General features: G+C 53.1%; 14 protein-coding genes. 5 read left to right on the forward strand and 9 right to left on the reverse strand.

Translation table 11 applies throughout. The features are described 5' to 3' along the window. The 3 genes from PsAD26_RS09015 to PsAD26_RS09025 all read right to left on the reverse strand — a co-directional run. A partial coding sequence (locus PsAD26_RS09015; RefSeq protein ID WP_153041477.1) for a DEAD/DEAH box helicase family protein occupies nt 1-259 on the reverse strand: 259 nt, incomplete at its 3' end. Nucleotides 260-408: 149 nt separating this feature from the next. Next, nucleotides 409-1,512, reverse strand: a complete 1,104-nt coding sequence (locus PsAD26_RS09020; protein ID WP_063310128.1) for a hypothetical protein — start codon at nt 1,510-1,512, stop codon at nt 409-411. A 549-nt stretch (nt 1,513-2,061) separates the two neighbouring features. Further along, nucleotides 2,062-3,258, reverse strand: coding sequence for an MFS transporter (locus PsAD26_RS09025; RefSeq protein WP_063310129.1), 1,197 nt, complete (start codon nt 3,256-3,258; stop codon nt 2,062-2,064). A gap of 358 nt (nt 3,259-3,616) precedes the next feature. Between PsAD26_RS09025 and PsAD26_RS09030 the strand changes: the two genes are divergently transcribed. Continuing rightward, nucleotides 3,617-5,242, forward strand: coding sequence for a virulence protein (locus tag PsAD26_RS09030; protein ID WP_063310130.1), 1,626 nt, complete (start codon nt 3,617-3,619; stop codon nt 5,240-5,242). Here the strand turns inward: PsAD26_RS09030 and PsAD26_RS09035 are convergent. From PsAD26_RS09035 to PsAD26_RS09060, 6 genes are all read right to left on the reverse strand, one after another. Continuing rightward, nucleotides 5,203-6,732 (reverse strand): glycosyltransferase family 39 protein, encoded by a 1,530-nt coding sequence (locus PsAD26_RS09035; RefSeq protein WP_063310131.1) that lies wholly within the window; start codon nt 6,730-6,732, stop codon nt 5,203-5,205. The genes PsAD26_RS09030 and PsAD26_RS09035 overlap by 40 nt on opposite strands. Nucleotides 6,733-7,020: 288 nt before the next feature. After that, the gene (locus tag PsAD26_RS09040) at nt 7,021-9,168 is read right to left on the reverse strand and encodes a 3-hydroxyacyl-CoA dehydrogenase NAD-binding domain-containing protein (RefSeq protein ID WP_063310132.1); all 2,148 of its coding nucleotides are present in this window, start codon (nt 9,166-9,168) and stop codon (nt 7,021-7,023) included. Between the two features lie 11 nt (nt 9,169-9,179). Beyond that, complete coding sequence (locus PsAD26_RS09045; RefSeq protein ID WP_063310133.1) at nt 9,180-10,388, reverse strand: acetyl-CoA C-acetyltransferase; 1,209 nt, start codon at nt 10,386-10,388, stop codon at nt 9,180-9,182. Between the two features lie 70 nt (nt 10,389-10,458). After that, nucleotides 10,459-12,006: an AMP-binding protein gene (locus tag PsAD26_RS09050; protein ID WP_208985594.1), complete on the reverse strand. Its 1,548-nt coding sequence runs from the start codon at nt 12,004-12,006 to the stop codon at nt 10,459-10,461. 133 nt (nt 12,007-12,139) lie between these two features. Beyond that, a complete protein-coding gene (locus tag PsAD26_RS09055) occupies nt 12,140-12,760 on the reverse strand; it encodes a TetR/AcrR family transcriptional regulator (protein WP_208985595.1) in 621 nt (206 codons plus the stop codon). A 553-nt stretch (nt 12,761-13,313) separates the two neighbouring features. Continuing rightward, nucleotides 13,314-14,333 carry a LacI family DNA-binding transcriptional regulator gene (locus PsAD26_RS09060; protein ID WP_208985596.1) on the reverse strand — a complete coding sequence of 340 codons (1,020 nt, stop codon included), beginning with the start codon at nt 14,331-14,333 and terminating at the stop codon, nt 13,314-13,316. A gap of 263 nt (nt 14,334-14,596) precedes the next feature. Here PsAD26_RS09060 and PsAD26_RS09065 point away from each other — a divergent pair, with 263 nt between their 5' ends. The 4 genes from PsAD26_RS09065 (at nt 14,597) to PsAD26_RS09080 (ending at nt 19,200) form a co-directional block, all read left to right on the forward strand. Next, a complete protein-coding gene (locus PsAD26_RS09065; protein ID WP_063310135.1) occupies nt 14,597-15,400 on the forward strand; it encodes a TIM barrel protein in 804 nt (267 codons plus the stop codon). Between the two features lie 103 nt (nt 15,401-15,503). Beyond that, the gene (locus tag PsAD26_RS09070) at nt 15,504-16,421 is read left to right on the forward strand and encodes a sugar ABC transporter substrate-binding protein (RefSeq protein WP_063287514.1); all 918 of its coding nucleotides are present in this window, start codon (nt 15,504-15,506) and stop codon (nt 16,419-16,421) included. Between the two features lie 168 nt (nt 16,422-16,589). Then, on the forward strand, nt 16,590-18,128 hold the full coding sequence (locus PsAD26_RS09075) for a sugar ABC transporter ATP-binding protein (RefSeq protein WP_063310136.1): 1,539 nt from the start codon (nt 16,590-16,592) through the stop codon (nt 18,126-18,128). Between the two features lie 58 nt (nt 18,129-18,186). Further along, nucleotides 18,187-19,200, forward strand: a complete 1,014-nt coding sequence (locus PsAD26_RS09080) for an ABC transporter permease (RefSeq protein ID WP_063287512.1) — start codon at nt 18,187-18,189, stop codon at nt 19,198-19,200. Nucleotides 19,201-19,317 lie beyond the last annotated feature (117 nt).

Genomic DNA, 19,317 nt, shown 5'->3' on the forward strand with positions numbered 1-19,317 from the left:
CAGGCCGCTCTTCATCCTCTGGCAAAAACAAGGATGTGAGGCGTTCTATCCATTGATTGCGGATCGTAATCGTCGGGGCAAGAATTAACGCAGGCTGGCCTACTCGCCTCATGACCTCCAATCCAAGGATAGTCTTCCCTGATCCCGGAGCTGCAACAATATGCAAGTGGTCATCATCCAGATGGGTATCTAACTCAGCGAGAACACGCTCTTGATACTCTCTCCAGGAGGCCTGGAAACTTAAATTATTAAATGACATCTACAACTCTGGATTTAAGGCCTGCTACAAGTAACATGAAATGCTTGTAGTGCCTACACGCTCAGCTGCTCCCTTCGTGTACTAAACGAGTTGAAGATAAACACAGATTAGCACGCACAATGCGAAACGCACCGCACAGTTCGCACAACTCACCGCGAGAAGGATCGAAACACTTCATAAAGCTGGAAGAGTTGTTTTTGGGAGTTGATGTTCATTTTGTAAAGGGCGCTTCTGAGTTGTTTGCGGACGGTGTCGAGCCGGACGGAGCGGCTGGTTGAATAGGCTTGCAGGGACTGGTTGGAGAGGACGGCGCAGATCACATTTGTCTCAGCTTTTGAGAGCCGGAAGGCATCTGCCATGTTCTCCAGCACAGCACGATCTGCCTGCTCCGTGGTACCCGTCATCATGATCTTCACCGCCAGATACTGCGCGGCCTCTACAGCTCCGCCAGCCGCCTGTGGTTTTGGGTTAAACATCTGGATCAGATAGGTTATGCTGGATCGCTCATCCGTCAGCTTCAACAGGGGCAGGCCACCGTGAAGGGCGCTGACATGCGCCTCTGCCAGTTTTCTGTTGTGCTTACGCTCAGCACAAGCAAGGCCTGCTTTCTTCAGCTTCAAAAACCCGTGCTCCAGAATCTCAAGAGCCTCTGGATTGATGGAACTGATGGTATGCTGTGAAAAGACGATGAGGCCAAATGGCAGCTCTGCGGCAACGCGGTCTTGCAACGACAGCTTCATCTCAAGGCTCTTGACCCTTTGCCGATAATGCAGAGCCCGGCTGGCATGCGGTATCATGCGCTCAAACATCTTCCGTTGCAAAGGTGTGAAGCCATCTCCGGCCCTGAGGGAAGACACACCAAACCAGCCGAAGTTATCGCCCTTGGTCAGGTTCGTCCCCATAAGGTCATAGACCTCATATTTGGGGAGCAGTTGGTGGACCGGGTTGGTTTTCAACCCATGCTCCGTCGTTATCTCCGCGTCGGTTATCACCTGTCCATAGGGAGATTTGTGAACCCGCTCTATTCGGTAATCATGGGGGAAGTAGTCTGTGGTGTATTCAAGCTCGAATGCGGTATCGATACGCGCCACATAGTTGAGGCGCTCCTCGGGTTTTGCTGCATCATACGTGTAAAGGTGAACGCCAGAGGTTCCCAACATGTCGCTAGCCGTGGTGAGGGCGCGCTCAAACAGATCAGGGTGCTCTACAGCCTCATACAGCTGAGTGAGAAAGAGTTCAAAATTCTTTTCCATGCCTCTAAATATGTAAACAGCAATGATTCTCTAAATATTCGATAGAGTTACCGTAGCGTAGTGACAATAAATATCAAACAGGATTTAGGTGGTGCCTAGCTTATGCAGAGTAACGCGAGCAGAGCAGTCTTATTAATCGAACAACCAGAACTCGTTGAGTAGCTTTCGGAGGCGTGCTCTTTTTCTTCTGCAAGCCCCCATTTGGGGAATGGTTGGTGGGTCGCGTTCCTTTTAATCTGAGTGCCAAGCTGATCACATTTCAAAACAAACACTATGTTTTTTGTGGCCCCTTGTTGAGATTATTCATCTCAGCTGACGGGTCATTGAGCAAGTGGTTTGGGTAAGCCGAAATGAGGTTCTGCTGTGTTTTAACTGTTATGGGGGGAAGAGAATATTAGAATGGATATTTCGTAACTTATTGTATTTATACTTGAAATCTATATCAAGCAGAGATGAACCTTAGATTGAACTATACTCTAAGTCATTTGCTTCAAAACAGCTCGCCAAGCCTCCAGCGCGAGCTGTTTTTATTTCATGAGGTCAACCTGGTTAAGCCGACTTATCGGGCGCAAGAGCAAGGGATGCCTGATCGCTTTGCGCACGGTGCAGGGCCATGGTGGCCTCCAGAGCGGCAAGGGCAAAAATGAGGTAGAGCAGGGGGCCAGTGCCCAGTTCCACAATCATCCAGCCTGCGATGAGCGGAAAGCCGAAGATGCCGATGAAGTAGGTCAACGCGAACAGCTGCAGGGTTTGCGGCACCAGATCCTCCTGCGCATCATTCGCCGCCATTGCTGCCAGCACGGGATAGGACGCGCCGTAGCCAATGCCAAACAGGATCGCCACGACGATGTAGGCGGGCACATTTGCGCCGGACAGCGCAAAGAGCAGCACGCTGCCAGCCATCACGTATTGCAGTGCTGAGATGGTGAGATACGGCTGCGCACCGCCCTTGAACTTTGCCAGCGCCACACGGCAAATCACCACGGTAATGGTGTAGGCAAGGAAGAAGTGGGCGTAGTCCAGCCCCCGAGCATCGGCAAACACGGTCTGGAAGTTGTTCATGCCCGCAAACACGCTGGCCCCAAGGCAGACCATGATGATCGGCAGGAGGGCTCTGCCTTGCAAGATCACACCAACATAACGGATGCTCAGCCGCGATTTCGCCTCGGGCCCTGGGTTGATGGCGTGTCGTTGTACAGGCCTGACCAACGCTGCAAACAAGAGCGCGCTGAGAACGCAGAGCCCGGCGGTGATCAAAAACGCATCGGCAATAGTCCCGCCCGCGGCTTCAATCTGCGAGGCCATCACGGGGGAGAGGCCGAAGCCTGCCATTAACACCACAGAATGGAGCGCAAAGTAGCGGATGCGTTCGTCTGCCGTTACAAGCCGGGTCAATACCACAGGTGCCAGCGCATAGGTGAGGCCCCATCCTGCACCTAATAGCAGGCTGGCGATTATCACTGTGGCGTTCACTCCATCAGCCAGTGCAAACAGTGCCAGGGCGCCCGCTATAGCCAGACATGCCAGAGCAAGCGTCACCACACGGCCAAACCAGTCGGACAGGTGACCGGAGAAGAAGACAGCAATCAGCGTGGAAACGGTTGCCACCAACAGCACGAGGCCGACGGCTTTTTCATCCGCCCCAAACCCGGCAAACAGCCGTGGGAGCATAAAGGTCAGTCCATAGGCTCCGGCTTGCAAAAGCACGGCAGATAAATAAACGACAAATGTCAGAGTGCGAGACATACGCAGGGCACCTCAAATCAAACAGGTTCAGCAGCACATCTCCTCACATCACACAGATATGAGCGATGGTTACTGCTCACCGGCACATTAGGTACCCAAGTGGAACTTCATAAGATCCAATTACGCATAAATGTTTAGAACCAGTTTTACAGCAATCCTCACCCTAACCTACGTGGCTTCGCCTGTAAGAGTTTGGAGTATAACGGGTTTATGCAAGTCACTCCTGATGGCGAGCAACTAGCCTGAGATTTTATCTGTTCTGTTGACGTCGCATTCGCCCTGAAATCACGCTGATATAGGGGAAACCTGCGGAATACTCCAAAATAGCAGTGTTCCAGATGTGAAGCGGAGCCTATGGATGCCTCAGAAAAAAAAGAGTGACGCAGAGAAAACGACCAGCGATCCGAAATCAGAAGCGTGGATCCACTCCATGTCAGATATCCTGCACATCAAGCAGGAGGACCCGAACACACAAGGCCATCCAAACGGCGAAAACACGGATCATACTGATGGCCCTTCTGGCAACGGCGTGTCACTGGAACCAGATGTAAACGCGGATGAGACCGCTCCCCCAGAGCCTCAGATTCCGGATCTCACGCCACAAATTAAGAAAGCAAGTACCAAGTTCGAGGTCTATAAAAAGCGTCGGAACATCTTCAAGGACGTGCGCGATCTGGAAATCTTCGATAACTACGTCAAATCCACCGCACAACTTCTGGAAAAAGCCAATGACCTGAACAAGCAGCAGAATGTCGATGCAGTAGAAGATACTCTCGACAATGTCAGTCTTACCATGAAGGAAATCGAAAAGACCTACGCCCGTGGTGTCGCCTCCGCTTGTGTGCTGGTGCAGCGAAAACAAGAATTGGCAGATATCAGAGCCCGTTTAAAGTTCCTCAACAGCTTCGATCTGGAAGGCTTTTCCGAAAATCGGCAAAGAGAGGCTCCACGGTTGGCGGGGCTCGTTCAAACCAATGTCGATAAAGCAGAGGCTCAGCTGAAAGCTGGTGAAATCAAAGCCAGCCGGGATACCTTTCTGACAATACAAGGCTATCTGGAAATGCTGGAGCTGACGCTCAAGGAAATACCGTCAAAGGAAACTCAAAAGCCGCGCAAGGAAATCACGGTTCAAGCTTATACCGGCGATAACTCAGTGGCAGGTGCTCAAGAAATACTCACTGAACTGAATAGATTGTATGAGGAGCAGCGTAAGATCCCGTACACAGATAAAGAAGAGTACGCACGGAGCAGGGAGAAGATAGCGGCTCAAAGAGCGTTACTCAAAAACCCCGACCACCGGATCAACAATGCTGACCGTGATGGAATCTTTACCCAGTTTGAGCCTCTGGGCGAGGATGGCAAGCCTGTTCTTGATAGCGGCGAATACGAGAAAGCCGGAAACAAGATCCATTTGAGTGTCCAGATGGATCAACTGGCACAAGCCGGAAACATCCTGACACCGCTTTTGCTCTCGCCAGATAATCCCTTCCTTTCGTTTAAAGTCACCAATATGGACGGAGCGGTGGAGGCATTTAAAGATGATGAGAAGCAGTATTCCGCTGACACGCCTGAGGCCAAAGCCAAGTTAGCAGAGCAAAAAGCGTATTTTGATCGGGTCACCCAGGGCGCGCAGATCACGCTTTATCCGTATGCCAAGGACACCAGCTATCCTGATGGCGCTGAAGACTTCGGCTTCTTCCTGAAACTGCTGGAACAGGAACTGGCAGCCGCTGGAATTCAACCGGGCAAGAACCCGGATTCCGATGCCGGTCTCGAAGGCCTGAGCTTTGCAACCTTCCGCAATGAAGAAGGCTCTCGTGGTGTTGGCGTGGACGACGAAGACCAGCTCGAAGAGAACCGAAAGATGCTTCGGAGCAAGCCGTTCTATCAAGCCCTCACCAACAAGGATTATAAGCCAGAGAAACCTGAAGAGAGCCCACCATCTCAGCAAGAAGAGGCAGAGAGTAGGAAGAGTGCCCGATAGGGGACGCCGCCTCGATTGATCGTGATCGGCTCGTACTGGCTGATGTCACAGAATGAGCCAGCAAGGGACGCGCGAACACGGTTCAAGCGCGTTTCCCAGTCATCGTAGGGTAGCAGACCTGCAACGAGCACATCGCTCTCCGGGGCCAGCTTCGGCAGGATCCCGAAGTGGCGGGGATCGCTACCTAGCACGCGCACATCCGCCAGCCTGCCAAGGGCATAGGATATCTTGGCGCCATCGATCCAGTTAAGCGTGTAAAGCTGCGTTGGTTCGCTTTTCTGCAGCAGACCGCGACTGATCAAAGCGTCCTTTGCATCAAACCAATCCATGGCACGAATGGTCTCGTCCCAACGCGGTGGAGGAGAGCCGAGTGGTCGTGTCAGCAGCCCCGTTTTAAAATGCAGCCCTCCCAGCACCACGACGATCAGGATAAGCGCGGCTGAGGCCGTGAACGCGCGTTTGGCAAGGACAACGCTCGACGACTTCAGCTTGGCAAACCAACTACCCAAAAGCGGGAAGAGGAACAAGTATCCGGCCATGGGCCAATGGGGCAGCGTGTTTCGGGAAAGCAGAGCCACTACGTTGAACACGATGATCGGCACAATTGCAAGGCACAGGAAGTACCGGCCAGACACTGTTTTCTCACCAGTACGGAAGAACCGTACCACAAGCCACAGGCCCACGATCAGTGTCACGGGCTGCAGATAGGCCAGCTGTCCCAGAAGCATGCGCCCAGTATTGAGGAGGTGGACGGGAAGATCAAAACCGGCGGAGGTCACAGAGCGGGACAGCTGGAACCCGAATGACTGCCAACCGTTCGTGGCATTCCACCAAATGACAGGGCTGAAGACCAGAAGAGCAACGGCATTGGCGATGTAAGGGCCACGGGTACGGAGGAGAGGGCGGAGTTTCCTGTCCGTGAGCAGGAACAGCAAGGCACTCACTCCAGTCAAAACTGCCATGTACTTGGAGAGCAGAGCCAAACCAAACGCCAGTCCAACAGCGCTCCAGCGGGCATCGCTTATGTGGCGTGTGTTGGGGTTCAAAAGCGGTGTTAGCAGGCTGGCCGCGATCAACAGAAAGATCATCATCGGCCCGTCGGGAACCACCCAGCTGCCTGCGGAGAGGAGAAAGAACGGCGAGATGGAGAACCACGCAATCGCCCAGACACCAGCTTTCGCGCCATAAAAGCGGGCGGTCAACTGGTACAGCAACAGGGTCGAGATAACAGACATGGCGATGAAGGGCGCGCGGAGCACAAAACCTGCCTCAGATCCTGTCAGCCAAGCCGTCGCATGGACTATCCAGAAGGTCAGCGGCGGGTGGTCGAAATAGCTGAGAGACGGATACCGGGCCATGACAACCATATAGCTTTCATCAACACCCAGCCCCAACATGGCGGCCCCGTAGAGCCGGACAAGCGTTGCAGCAAAAACTATAATGAAAACAATAATGGCAACACGGGCTGGTGTGACGGCTCTGTCAATCATCAGCTGCCTCATAATCAGGTTACTTCGCTTTTTCTTATGGTGAGATAAGAGGGCCTTGCGTGCAGAAACAGCGGGAACGCATTGAAGGAAACTTCCGGCAGCTCAGCACCACTTAAACACTCTCTCCACCTCCAACGCCCTTCTTCCCTGCGAGCCTGAAGTTAACCTGAAGAGTATGTCGTATTTTTATCAATGCGGATGTGAAGTGCGGTGTAAAGGCAGGCAGCCGCACACAAAAAAGCCCGCGAAACGATAGCTTCGCGGGTTTGTAGCTAAGTCGGCTTAGGCTCAGGCAGCAGCGAGTTTTTCGCTGCGCAGTTTATCAAGAGCTGAATCGGTGACTTTAAAGCGTGGGCCATATGCAGCTGCCAGCTCATCAGCGCGTTTTTTGAACGCTTCAAGGCCGATGCCGTGGATGAACTGTAAGGCACCGCCCGTGTGCGCTGGGAAGCCGATGGCGAAGATGGAACCGATGTTTGCTTCCACCTCGGTGCGTAGCACGCCTTCATCCAGACAGCGCAGGGTCTCGATGGCCTGACGATACATCATGCGATCTTCTGCATCTTGCATGGAGATGCTCAAGTCCTGCTCCTTGAACTGGGAAAGACCATCCCAGAGTTTCTTGGAACCATCACCAGCATACTCGTAGAAGCCACCGCCATAATGACGGCCACCACGGCCCATGTTCACCATCGCCTGACCAACCTTCACGTTGGAGCTGTCATCTGCCGGGAAACCATCTTCAACACCGAGGCGTTTATCAAGCGCGATGTGGGTCTCGTGGATCTTCTTGGTGAGCACCATGGAGACTTCATCATGTACGGCGAGCGGACCAACCGGCATGCCGATTTTCCACGCAGCCCGCTCAATAGCAACCGGGCTCATGCCATCACGCATCAGAGCCAGACCTTCATCCAGATAGGTGCCGAACACACGGCTGGTGAAGAAGCCACGCTTGTCATTCACCACAATTGGCAGGTAGCCGATCTGCTGCACATAGTCATAGGCCTTGCGCAGGGTCTCTTCACTGGTTTTGTCGCCGACAATGATCTCAACAATCTTCATTTTATCGACTGGAGAGAAGAAGTGCAGGCCAATGAAACGGGTCGGATCGGGACAGCTTTCCGCCAGAATGGAGATCGGCAGGGTTGATGTGTTCGAGCCATATATACCGGTATCAGAAAGCTGCTTGTAGGTTTCCGGGATAACCTTCTCTTTCAAAGAGATATCCTCAAACACCGCCTCGATGATGATATCGGTGCCAGCAAAAGTCTCATCGCTATCTGTTGGAGTGATGCAGCCAAGAAGAGCTTCCTTCTTCGCCTCATCCATGCGACCCCTTTTGATGGCTTTATCTGCCAGCCCTGCAGAATAATCCTTCCCTTTTTCCGCATTCTCAAGGCTCATGTCCTTGAGTGTGGTTGGCAGACCACGGCTTGCATGTGCCCATGCAATGCCCGAGCCCATCATACCTGCGCCGAGGATTGCTGAGCTGCCTGCCTTCCAGGCATCCCCTTGCGGGCGAACCTTGCCGGACTTGATCGCCTGCATGCCGAAGAAGAACGTGGTGATCGCTGCACGGGCCTCAGTAGAGCGCAGCAGAGCAGCAAAGCCACGGCTTTCATTGCGCAGCGCGCTGTCAAAGCCCATGCGCATGGAGTTGACGGCAATGTCCATCACCTTTTCAGGTGCGGGCATCAGACCACGCGTTTTGTTGTAAAGCATGGTTGGTGCCATCGCGGCCACCATGCGTACATTGGCGCTTTCCGCATTACCACCTGGATAGCGGAAGCCTTTTTGATCCCACGGCTGAACAGCGGCCTCAGGGTTGGCTTTGATCCATGCCTTTGCAGCTGGGATCAGCTCTTCCGGCGTATCAACCAGCTCTTCAACCAGACCCGCTTTCAGCGCCTTTTCCTGACGCAGCTGCTTGCCTTCTGCCAGCAGTGGCAGGGCTGCTTCCAGACCCAGCTTTGCGGTGAGGCGGACAACGCCACCAGCGCCGGGCAACAGGCCGAGTGTCGCCTCCGGCAGGCCAACAACAGCCTTTGGAGAGTTGAGCAAGATGCGGTGATTACAGGCAAGACAGATCTCAAACCCGCCGCCTAGCGCTGCTCCATTGATGGCCGCAACCACAGGCACTGGCAGCTTTTCCAGCTGGCGCAACGGGGCTTTCATCTCTTCCACGTAGGCGAAGATGTCTTCCGGGTCCATACTGCCGTGGAGCATCTCTTCCAGATCACCGCCCGCAAAGAAGGTCTTCTTGGCAGAGGCGATGATAACACCGGAAAGGCCATCTTCGACGGACAGCTTAGCCATCAGCTCTTTCATGCCTTCAAACCAGGCACGGGTCATGGTGTTTGCGGACTTGCCAGCTGTGTCAAACGTGATTGTAACAATGCCGCTGGCGTCTTTTTCGTAAGTGTATTCAGACATGGTCTTCCCCGTTATACGCGCTCAACGATGGACGCGATGCCCATGCCGCCACCAACACACATGGTGATCAAGGCACGCTTCTGGTTCCGGCGTTCCAGCTCATCAATCATGGTGGACACCAGCATGCCGCCGGTTGCGCCCAGTGGGTGACCCATAGCGATCGCCCCGCCAACCACGTTCAGCTTCTCGTCCGGCACATTGAGGTCCTTCTGCAGACGCATCATGACAGAGGCAAAAGCCTCATTGATCTCAACCAGATCAATATCGTCAATGGTCAGGCCAGCCTTGGCGAGTGCCTTCTTGGAAGCTGGTCCCGGTCCGGTGAGCATGATGGTTGGGTCAGATGCCGTCACAGCAACTGACAGCACGCGGGCGCGAGGTGTCAGACCCATGTCCTTACCGGCCTGCTCACTGCCGAGCAGAATCAGCGAGGCCCCATCCACGATGCCGGAAGAGTTGCCTGGAGTGTGGACGTGGTTGATTTTTTCAACTTCTGGATAGCGCGCCAGAGCAACAGCATCAAAGCCCATTGCCCCGTGCTTTTCAAAGCTTGCACGCAGGGAGCCGAGGGTCTGCATGTCTGTTTTCGGCTTGATGAAGTCGTCTTTTTCTAAAACGATGATGCCGTTCTCGTCTTTGACCGGCACAACGGACTTGTCGAACCAGCCGTTATCGCGTGCGTGCGCTGCCCGCTGCTGACTGGCGACAGCTGCTGCATCCACATCATCCCGGCTCCAGCCCTCAATAGTGGCAATCAGGTCAGCACCGATGCCTTGCGGTACGAAGCCAGTGGCGAGCACGGTTTCCGGGTCTTCGCTGAACGGGCCGCCATCAGTCCCCATAGGCACGCGGCTCATACTTTCATAGCCGCCAGCGCAGATCATATCTTCCCAACCAGACGCAATACGCGCAGCTGCGGAGTTGAAGGTGTCCAGGCCGGAAGCACAAAAGCGGTTGACCTGTGCGCCGGCCACGGACTGATCCCAGCCCGCTTTTTGCAGGGCGATCTTTGGCAGAACCGCACCTTGTTCACGAACTGGTGTCACGCAGCCCATGACGACATCATCCACGCGGGAGGTGTCGAGGTCATACCGGCCCTGCATTTCAGAGAGAAGGGTCGTCACCAGATTGATTGGTTTGACTTCGTTGAGAGATCCATCCGGCTTTCCTTTGGAACGCGGAGTGCGGATCGCATCATAAACGTATGCTGTCGTCGCCATGTGTTTCTACCGTGTCTTATGGACAAATAAGGGGTTAAGCACCGGGGCAACCGTGTCGCCCCGGTTAAACTCAAGCAATCTCGCGGTTCTGATCTTCCCAGAACGGCTCGCGGAGTTTGTTCTTCAAAACTTTGTTCATGGCAGAGAGCGGCAGCTCTTCCACCAACGACATGGAGCGCGGGCATTTATAGCCAGCAATGCGTTCTTTTGTGTGGGCTCGGATTTCCTCAAAAGTTGGCTCTTTGCCTTCCTTCGGCACGATCACCGCATGCACGGCCTCACCATAGGTTTCATCAGGAATGCCGATCACGGCCACCATGGAGACATCCGGGTGCATGGAGATCGCGCTTTCCACCTCAGCGGTGTAAACATTCTCTGCACCTGTAATGATCATGTCCTTGAGCCGGTCTTTCAGCGAGAGGATGCCCATTTCATCCACCATGCCGACGTCGCCTGTGCGATAGCCACCATTGCGCATCACAGCTGCGGTCTGGTCAGGAGCATTGTAATAGCGTTTCATGACAGCTGGAGAATACAGCACCACCTCACCAATCGTGTTGGTTGGTAGTTCATAGCCGTCCTCATCTTCAATGCGCAGTTGGATGAGCGGCGAGGCGGCCTGCCCCGCGGCACCAAAGCGCATGAGTTCGCCTTCGTGAAATTGCTTTGCAAGGAACGTCGCCGCTCCAGCCTCTGTCATTCCGTAAACCTGCATGAGATCGGTCTTTGGGAAATTCTCCTGAATCAGCTTCAGCAGGGCCTCAGAAATAGGCGAGGCGCCGTAATAAAGCTGTGACACACGCAAAAAGTCTTCAGAGTTAAACTCTGGAGCATGCATCAGCATCTGGAACATGGCTGGCGCCATGAGGAAGGACGAAACGTCGAAGTTCTTAACCGCAGCGACCACAATATCCGGACGGAACATGGGTACAACCAGAGACGGCTTGTTCTGGATGAGGCGAGCCAGCAGCAGGCCATAACCAGAAAGGTGAAACAGCGGCATGACCAGAAGCGCAGGACGGTCATGGTAAGGAACGCCATTGGCAGCAACAAGATTGGCACTGGCGAGCATAGAACTGTGAGTGTGCACCACGCCTTTCGGGAACCCGGTGGTGCCGCCGGTGTAGCTCATGAAGCACTCGGTCTCTACATCACGGCCCAGCTCCAGCGCAATCGGCTCACTCAGGCAATCCGCATAGGCTGTGGTGCCTTCCGGTTTCTCCTTCTCACCCACATGAATGAAATACTTCAGGCTTTCAGCACGCTCTTTGATGGCCGCCACCATAGGCGAGAACGTATCATCATAAACGATGGCCTCCATGCTGGAGTGGCCGATGGCGTAAAGCATCTCTTCAGCAGACCAGCGGATGTTGAGCGGAACAGAGATCATGCCCGCAATCATTGTGCCGATCATCGCTTCCACATACTCGGTGGAATTGAGGCTGAGAATGGCAACCCTTGCACCCGGTTCAAGACCAAGGTCTTGCAGACCCTTTGCAAACTGACGGGTGCGCTTTGCAAACTGCGGATTGCTGAAAGCGCGACCGCCAAGGTCTTTAAACAATGGAATGCCAGTGTCCACCTTCTGCAGATGGTTCACAAGCATATCAAAATTCATGGCACCTGCCGGTACCCTAGTATGTGTTCCAACCATATTCCCCTCCCAAGTCATAGGTTGAACAGCGCGAATGATGCGCTGTGCGTTTTAAAATGCGATGCCTGTTCCCTTCATAGTGCGCTGCTTCTGGCGCTTATTGTTTTTCAGGCAATAACGGTATCAACGAATACGCTGCTGGTTTCAGCAGGGTGATATCGAGGCTTGGATGCAGCTTTTGCTGCAACGCCACCCCAAGCAAATAACTTCCGATAGAAACAGCCTGAATGGCTGAATCCAGATCCTGCGGAAAGGCGCCTTCCGCTTTGCCGCGCTCCAGATAGGAGACAAGCAGCCGCTTTACGAACTCATGGGCGCGTTTCACCGCATCTCCTAAAAGAGCGTAGTCTGTAACGCTGCCAGCCATCAGCGCGAAATAAGCCTGATAGCTGGGCTTGTTCTGCAAATCATCAAAGTGAATGTCGATATACCGCCGGATCGCCTCCCTCGCGTTTGTCTCCGGTGGAATCTGCTGGGTAACGTGTGCCTCGGTCTCGCTCACCATGCGGTCGATCAGCTTGACGAACATCTCGTCCTTCTTGCCAAGTCTTTGAATAGTAAGACCGCGGCTATACCCCGCTTTCAGGCCGATGCTCTCACAGGTCGCCATCTGAACACCTTCCGCATTGATGATGCTCACCAGCGCATCAAAGAGCTTGCGTTCGGATTCCTCCCGTCGTTCGGCCTGTGTCTTCTTCTTTTCCAAATCAACCAACATTCACTCATTTTAATTGTTGAACGTTTAGCAAATAAAATGAAGTGAGTCCATGACGCATACGTCATATCATCGCTGAGTGAGCCTAAGGAATAAGACCCCACCTTTGCAATTGGCGGGAATTGAGGGCTGTTACTGCGTCATTGTCAGGTCGATGACGACGGCGGACCATGTCATACATCCAGTAACAGGAATGACCATAGTCTCATTCTTCAAAACAACTGTCACTCTTGCAGCTTCACTCATTCCAACGTGGAACAAGATCGGGTGGTCCGCATATTATTCACAGCACCAAACCAAGTTGCCTGAGGGGACACCTCATTTTTGATGTGAATAACATCAGAAATACTACGTATAGCGATACTACGGATCGAACTTATCCGATCACCCTGCCATGATGCCGCTCTGTGAACGGGCTCAAAACGAGCGTAACAAGCGGAAAACGCGGAATTTTTGCGAAAACCCGCGGTAATCTGCACGCTTGGAATGATGGAAAATATATTCCATTTTATGAAATCACAGTCTATATCATCCAAATATCTGCATCATAAATACATCAGATATTGAAGCGGGTCTTCAAAACAGGTGGCAGAAGCTCGTATTCAGGTTGAATCCCATCAGGAAAATCTTTTTGCCGTCTAATGAGTTTTATGCACCGTTTCAGCTCGGTTTCCATGTCGTGTGTAATCACGAAGTCCATCTGGTCATTCTCAAGCAGTTTGCGCGAGTTCTTATTCAACTCGTGACCGATAAAGGTAATCGGCGAACCCGTCTCACCAATTGCCTTTGCAATGCCCGTATTTCCGCCTGCTACATTATATATTCCAAGCGGTGTCACGCCTTCATCCAGTCGGCTTTTAATCAGCTTATAGACGGTTTCGGCATCATCGTTGGAGTTGATGATCTCGCAGATCGTAATATTGGGGTAGTCCTTGCGTAACAACCGCCGAAATCCAGTCTCGCGCCCTTCCTGACAGTGATAGTGGGCACTGGTTGCAAGGAAGACCTCACCTGCCTTGCCGCCAGAAAGTTTACCAAGCAACTGGGCTGCACACAGGCCTGCCGCGATCTGATCCATCCCAACGTAACCAAGGTGTTTAGGGCTTTGCTGGTCTGTTGTCAGGCAGATCACCGGCGTTCCGGTTTCGCTGATTTCTTCAATAGCGCGGGTGATAGCGGGATGTTCACGCACAGCAATAATAATGCCGTCATATTTGCTTGCCCAGGAGATCATCCGCTCTGAAAACACACTCGGCTCAAAGTCTTTGGTGTGCGAAGAAAAGCACTTGAACCGCACATTGGGATCATCCCCGTAGCGCTGATCAACCAGTCCCATAAGCTCTTCAATAAAACTCGTTCCAGAATCCATCAGCAACCCAACGGTTATTGGAGAAACTTTTTCCAAGGCAACCTCTTCGGGCTCTTTCAGCTCCACCAGTGCCTTGTGAACCAGCCCCACTTTGACCTTGGAAACACCACCCCGTTTATTGAGGACACGGTCAACTGTAGCGGTCGAAACACCTGCCTTGTTTGCAATGTCCAACACACTCGGATTCTGCCAGCTGCCACGCCTCATATATATCACCTTTGATTGTTAAGCCATCAAAACGATCAATCTTGACACCGAAATTCACATTTTGACTTCACGGGAGCAAACCTTCCAAAATATTGAAATAATGGAATATTCGTTCTCTCATCCCGATTTTACATGTAATTTCAGACTCTAAATTGACAGGTACCAGTACTTACATATGATCTTTAGCAGATCAAATTGATGTTTATACATCGGACATTGGGAGAAGTCGTTTGTCGGGAAACATCAACTTCGCGTTGAACCATATGCTTGCACCTCAAATGACGCTGGACGCGTTTTTTGGCATGGCTGCCTCCATGGGGATCAATGCCGTAGAAATCCGCAATGACATTGCTGGCAATCCGTTTGAGCAGAAAACACCAGCAGAAGACGTCAAAGCACTCGCTGAAAAGCATAGCGTCGAAATCATCAGCATCAATGCCCTTCAGCGTTTTAACGAGTGGTCAGATACTCGTCTTGCTGAGGCAAACGAACTCATCGGCTTTGCTGAGCGGTGTGGTTCCAAAGCTCTCGTCATGTGCCCGGTCAATGACCATGACTATGGCAAGAGCGATGATGAACTGGCGGCAAACCTGCGTCAGTCTCTGAAAGAACTCAAGCCTCTGCTGGAAACCGCCGGTGTCACCGGTCTGGTTGAGCCTCTCGGCTTCCCGCAGTGCTCCTTGCGCCTCAAGGCAGACGCCGTTGCCGCAATCCGCGATGTGGACGGTGAGGGCGTGTTCAAGCTGGTGCATGATACGTTCCATCATCACCTGGCTGAAGAAACCGTGTTCTTTGCGGACCAGACAGGTCTCATGCACATTTCCGGCGTGGAAGATCCAGACCTTTCCATCGCGCAAATGTTGGATGACCACCGCCTGTTGGTGGGCAAAGCCGACCGTTTGGGCAACGCAGCGCAGATCAAAACCATGCTTGCCAACGGGTACACAGGCCACGTGTCTCTGGAGCCATTTTCTCCAGTTGTGCATGCCCTTGACAACGTGGTGGACGCCACGCAGGCAAGCTTTGATTTCCTGAAAAAAGAATTACAGGCGGCAACCGCCGCCTGATCATACCAGGCGACTGATTTCGCTAAATAATTTGGCGTAGATGGGGATCCGCGCCAGCATAATCTTGGGAGAAGTGCCAATTTTCGGCACGGAGGAGGAACTAATGAAACGTACTCTATTGGCTCTAGCTGCATCGGCAATGATGACAACCAGCGTCATGGCTGAGAACATCGGCGTTTCAATGGCTTATTTTGATGATAACTTCTTGACCATCCTGCGCAACGCGATGGGTGACGAAGCAGCCAAAGCTGACGGCGTTGAAATTCAGTTTGAAGACGCACGCGGTGACATCGGTAAGCAGATCGACCAGGTACAAAACTTTGTTGCACAGGGCGTTGACGCAATCATCGTGAACCCGGCTGATACATCCGCAACACCACGCATCACCAAACTGGCCAACAGTGCCGGCATTCCACTTGTTTACGTAAACCGTAAGCCAGAAGACAAAGAACTGCCTGAAAAGGTTGTATTCGTGGGCTCTGACGAAGTTGTTGCTGGTCGTTTGCAGATGGAAGAACTGGCCAAGCAGATGGGTGGCAAAGGCAACGTTGCCATCATGCTCGGCGAACTGGCGTCCAACGGCACACGTGGCCGTACACAGGGCGTTAAAGAAGTTCTTGGCAGCTACCCGGACATCAAGGTTGTTGAAGAGCAGACCGCTGACTTCCAGCGTTCTGAAGCAATCGACCTGATGAACAACTGGATTGTTTCCGGCACCAAAATCGACGCTGTTGCTGCAAACAACGACGAAATGGCTCTGGGCGCTCTGATCGCCATGAAGCAGGCTGGCATTGCGTCCAGCGACATCGCAGTTGCTGGTGTTGATGCTACTCCAGATGCACTCGTTTCCATGGACCGTGGCGAAATGTTCGCAACTGTATTCCAGGACGCTAAAGGCCAGGGCGCAGGCTCTGTGAAAGCTGCTTTGAAGCTGGCTCGCGGCGAAAAAGTGGACACCATCGTTTGGATCCCATTCAAGCTGGTAAACAAAGCAAACCTTGGCGAGTTCCTCAACAAGTAAGCAGCTGAGCGGAAGGCTTTAGAGCCTTTCACCTTGCTCTGGCGCGCGTTCCATTCCCTTGGCTTTGTCCAATGACAGGGATGCGCCCAGCCTCCAAGTGATCAAGCTTCCGGGCCAGGCACCCGGAAGCCCCTCACACTGCCAGCAGATAAATGGAGTTCACGGACTGTGAGTTTAAGCACACAAGAGGCGGTACGTGAGAATAAGGGTGCCGCAGCCCCACAAAAATACCTGCTAGAAGTCGATAGTGTGCGCAAGGAGTTCCCCGGTGTTGTTGCACTGGATGATGTGAACCTGCGCATCCGACCCGGCACAGTTCATGCCCTCATGGGAGAAAACGGGGCCGGCAAATCCACCCTGATGAAAATTATTGCAGGCATCTATCAACCAGACCGCGGAGAAGTTCGTCTGGGTGGCAAACAAGTCCACATGACCACGCCGCTGGATGCGCTGGAACAGGGCGTTGCCATGATCCATCAGGAACTCAACCTGATGCCGTTCATGACAATTGCCGAAAACATCTGGATCCGCAGAGAACCGCTGACGAAGCTCGGGTTTGTTGATCATAAAGCGCTGCGTGACAATACTAAAAAGCTGTTCGACCGGCTGAACATCAATCTGGATCCGGAAACTGAAGTTCGTGACCTGTCCATCGCCAACCGTCAGATGGTCGAGATTGCAAAAGCGATTTCCTATGAATCTGATGTGCTGATCATGGACGAGCCAACATCGGCTCTGACAGACCGCGAAGTTGAGCATCTGTTCCAGATCATCGCGAGCCTGAAGGCAGAGGGAAAAGGCATCGTCTACATCACTCATAAGATGGACGAGGTCTTCGAGATCGCTGATGATGTGTCCGTCTTCCGCGATGGCAAATACATCGGCACCGACCTTGCCAACAATCTAGACAGTGATCAGCTCATCCGCATGATGGTGGGCCGCGAAATCACCCAGATGTTCCCGAAAGAGGAAGTGCCAATCGGTGATGTGGTCCTTTCTGTGAAGGATCTGTGTCTGGACGGCGTGTTCGAGAACGTGAACTTCGATCTGCGTGCAGGTGAAATTCTCGGCGTTGCAGGTCTGGTGGGCTCAGGTCGCACCAACGTGGCAGAGACCATCTACGGCGTGACCCCGGCAACGGGGGGCAGCATCAGCGTGTTCGGCGAGACGGTTGAGATCAAAACGCCAGCAGAGGCCATGGGTCATGGTATGGCGTTGCTGACCGAGGACCGCAAGGACACCGGTCTGTTCATGATGCTCGACATTCAGGAGAACATGCAGATCGCGCTTCTCAGTCAGGATCATGTGAAAGCCGGGTTTGTGGCCGAAAGCGCTGTCTCCAAGCTGTGCACGGAAATGAGCGAAGCCCTTCGCGTTAAAACACCGGGTATGAACGAGCGCATCGAGAACCTGTCTGGGGGCAACCAGCAGAAGGTTCTGATTGGTCGTTGGCTGCTGACCAAACCTCGCATCCTCATTCTGGATGAACCAACCCGCGGCATCGACGTGGGCGCCAAGGCTGAAATCCATAAGCTCATTACCAAACTGGCAGGTGAGGGCGTTGCTGTTCTCATGATCTCCTCCGAGATGCCGGAGGTGCTGGGCATGAGTGACCGCGTGATGGTGATGCATGAGGGACATGTCACCGGAATTCTGGATCGAGCTGAAGCAGATCAGGTCAGCGTTATGCGCCTTGCTTCCAACTAAGAGTTTTCATGCGCGGCAGCTTTAAGCGCCCGACGCAGAGATTGAAAGGACTTGCCAGATGGCAAATGCAACTGATGTAGCTGAGACAAATGCTCCAGCTCGAAAACTGCCGGTAGAGGCTAACATCTTCCTCGTACTGATCGGCATTGCAGTCTTTTTTGAAATTCTGGGCTGGATTGTGAAGGGTGACACCTTCCTGTTTAACCCACAGCGCCTGCTGATCATGGTTCTGCAGGTTTCCATCATCGGCCTTCTGGCTATTGGCGTGACGCAGGTGATCATCACCGGCGGTATTGACCTGTCCTCAGGCTCAGTGCTTGCCCTTTCGGCCATGGTTGCCGCCAGTTTTGCGCAAACCTCTGACTATACCCGTGCCGTCTTTCCAATGTTCACGGACATGCCGTTCCTCGTACCAGTATTGGCTGGTATCGCCGTCGGGGCCTTAGCCGGGTTCATAAACGGATCGTTGATAGCCTACACGGCCATCCCTCCGTTTATCGCAACTCTGGGCATGATGGTAACAGCGCGCGGTCTGGCACGTTACTACACCAAAGGTCAGCCGATCAGCCTGCTTTCTGAAGAGTACATGTGGCTGGGTTCCGGCACCATTCCGGTGATCATCTTCCTGATGGCCGCGTTTATCTTCCACATTGCCCTGCGTTTCACCCGTTACGGCAAGTTCACCTATGCAACTGGTGCAAATGTTCAGGCGGCAAAAGTCTCCGGCATCAACGTTGGCCGTCACCTGATCAAAGTGTACACCCTTGCTGGTTTGCTGGCTGGTCTTGGCGGTGTGGTTGCCGCAGCGCGAGCTGGCAGTGGACAGGCAGGTATGGGCCTTGCATATGAGCTTGACGCCATCGCTGCAGCTGTTATTGGCGGAACAAGCCTTGCAGGCGGCGTTGGCCGCATCACAGGCACCGTTATCGGAACCATTATTCTGGGTACAATGATGAGTGGTTTCACGTTCCTTGGTATTGATGCTTACATCCAGGACATCGTGAAAGGTGGTATCATTGTAGCTGCAGTGGTTGCTGATCAGTATCGCCAGCGCAAGCGGGCCAAGGTCTGATCAAACCGCGAAAGAATTTAGGCTAAAACCTCCCACGGATTATGCCTAATACCCGAGCAGGAGAGCCCTCGTCCGGCCTCCTGCTCATTTTTTATCTGCAGGGCTTAAAGCCGCTTT

The sequence above is a fragment of the Pseudovibrio sp. Ad26 genome, from assembly GCF_001623285.1.
Lineage (GTDB): Bacteria > Pseudomonadota > Alphaproteobacteria > Rhizobiales > Stappiaceae > Pseudovibrio > Pseudovibrio ascidiaceicola.

Bases quoted from the DNA above. Each gene is read 5' to 3' on its own strand.
- PsAD26_RS09060 (WP_208985596.1), bottom strand. From the start codon at position 14,333: ATGAGGCGTGGCAGCTGGCAGAATCCGAGTGTGTTGGACATTGCAAAC.
- PsAD26_RS09080 (WP_063287512.1), top strand. From the start codon at position 18,187: ATGGCAAATGCAACTGATGTAGCTGAGACAAATGCTCCAGCTCGAAAA.
- PsAD26_RS09055 (WP_208985595.1), bottom strand. From the start codon at position 12,760: ATGTTGGTTGATTTGGAAAAGAAGAAGACACAGGCCGAACGACGGGAG.
- PsAD26_RS09035 (WP_063310131.1), bottom strand. From the start codon at position 6,732: ATGATTGACAGAGCCGTCACACCAGCCCGTGTTGCCATTATTGTTTTC.
- PsAD26_RS09020 (WP_063310128.1), bottom strand. From the start codon at position 1,512: ATGGAAAAGAATTTTGAACTCTTTCTCACTCAGCTGTATGAGGCTGTA.
- PsAD26_RS09025 (WP_063310129.1), bottom strand. From the start codon at position 3,258: ATGTCTCGCACTCTGACATTTGTCGTTTATTTATCTGCCGTGCTTTTG.
- PsAD26_RS09050 (WP_208985594.1), bottom strand. From the start codon at position 12,006: ATGAATTTTGATATGCTTGTGAACCATCTGCAGAAGGTGGACACTGGC.
- PsAD26_RS09030 (WP_063310130.1), top strand. From the start codon at position 3,617: ATGCCTCAGAAAAAAAAGAGTGACGCAGAGAAAACGACCAGCGATCCG.
- PsAD26_RS09065 (WP_063310135.1), top strand. From the start codon at position 14,597: ATGCTTGCACCTCAAATGACGCTGGACGCGTTTTTTGGCATGGCTGCC.
- PsAD26_RS09045 (WP_063310133.1), bottom strand. From the start codon at position 10,388: ATGGCGACGACAGCATACGTTTATGATGCGATCCGCACTCCGCGTTCC.
- PsAD26_RS09070 (WP_063287514.1), top strand. From the start codon at position 15,504: ATGAAACGTACTCTATTGGCTCTAGCTGCATCGGCAATGATGACAACC.
- PsAD26_RS09040 (WP_063310132.1), bottom strand. From the start codon at position 9,168: ATGTCTGAATACACTTACGAAAAAGACGCCAGCGGCATTGTTACAATC.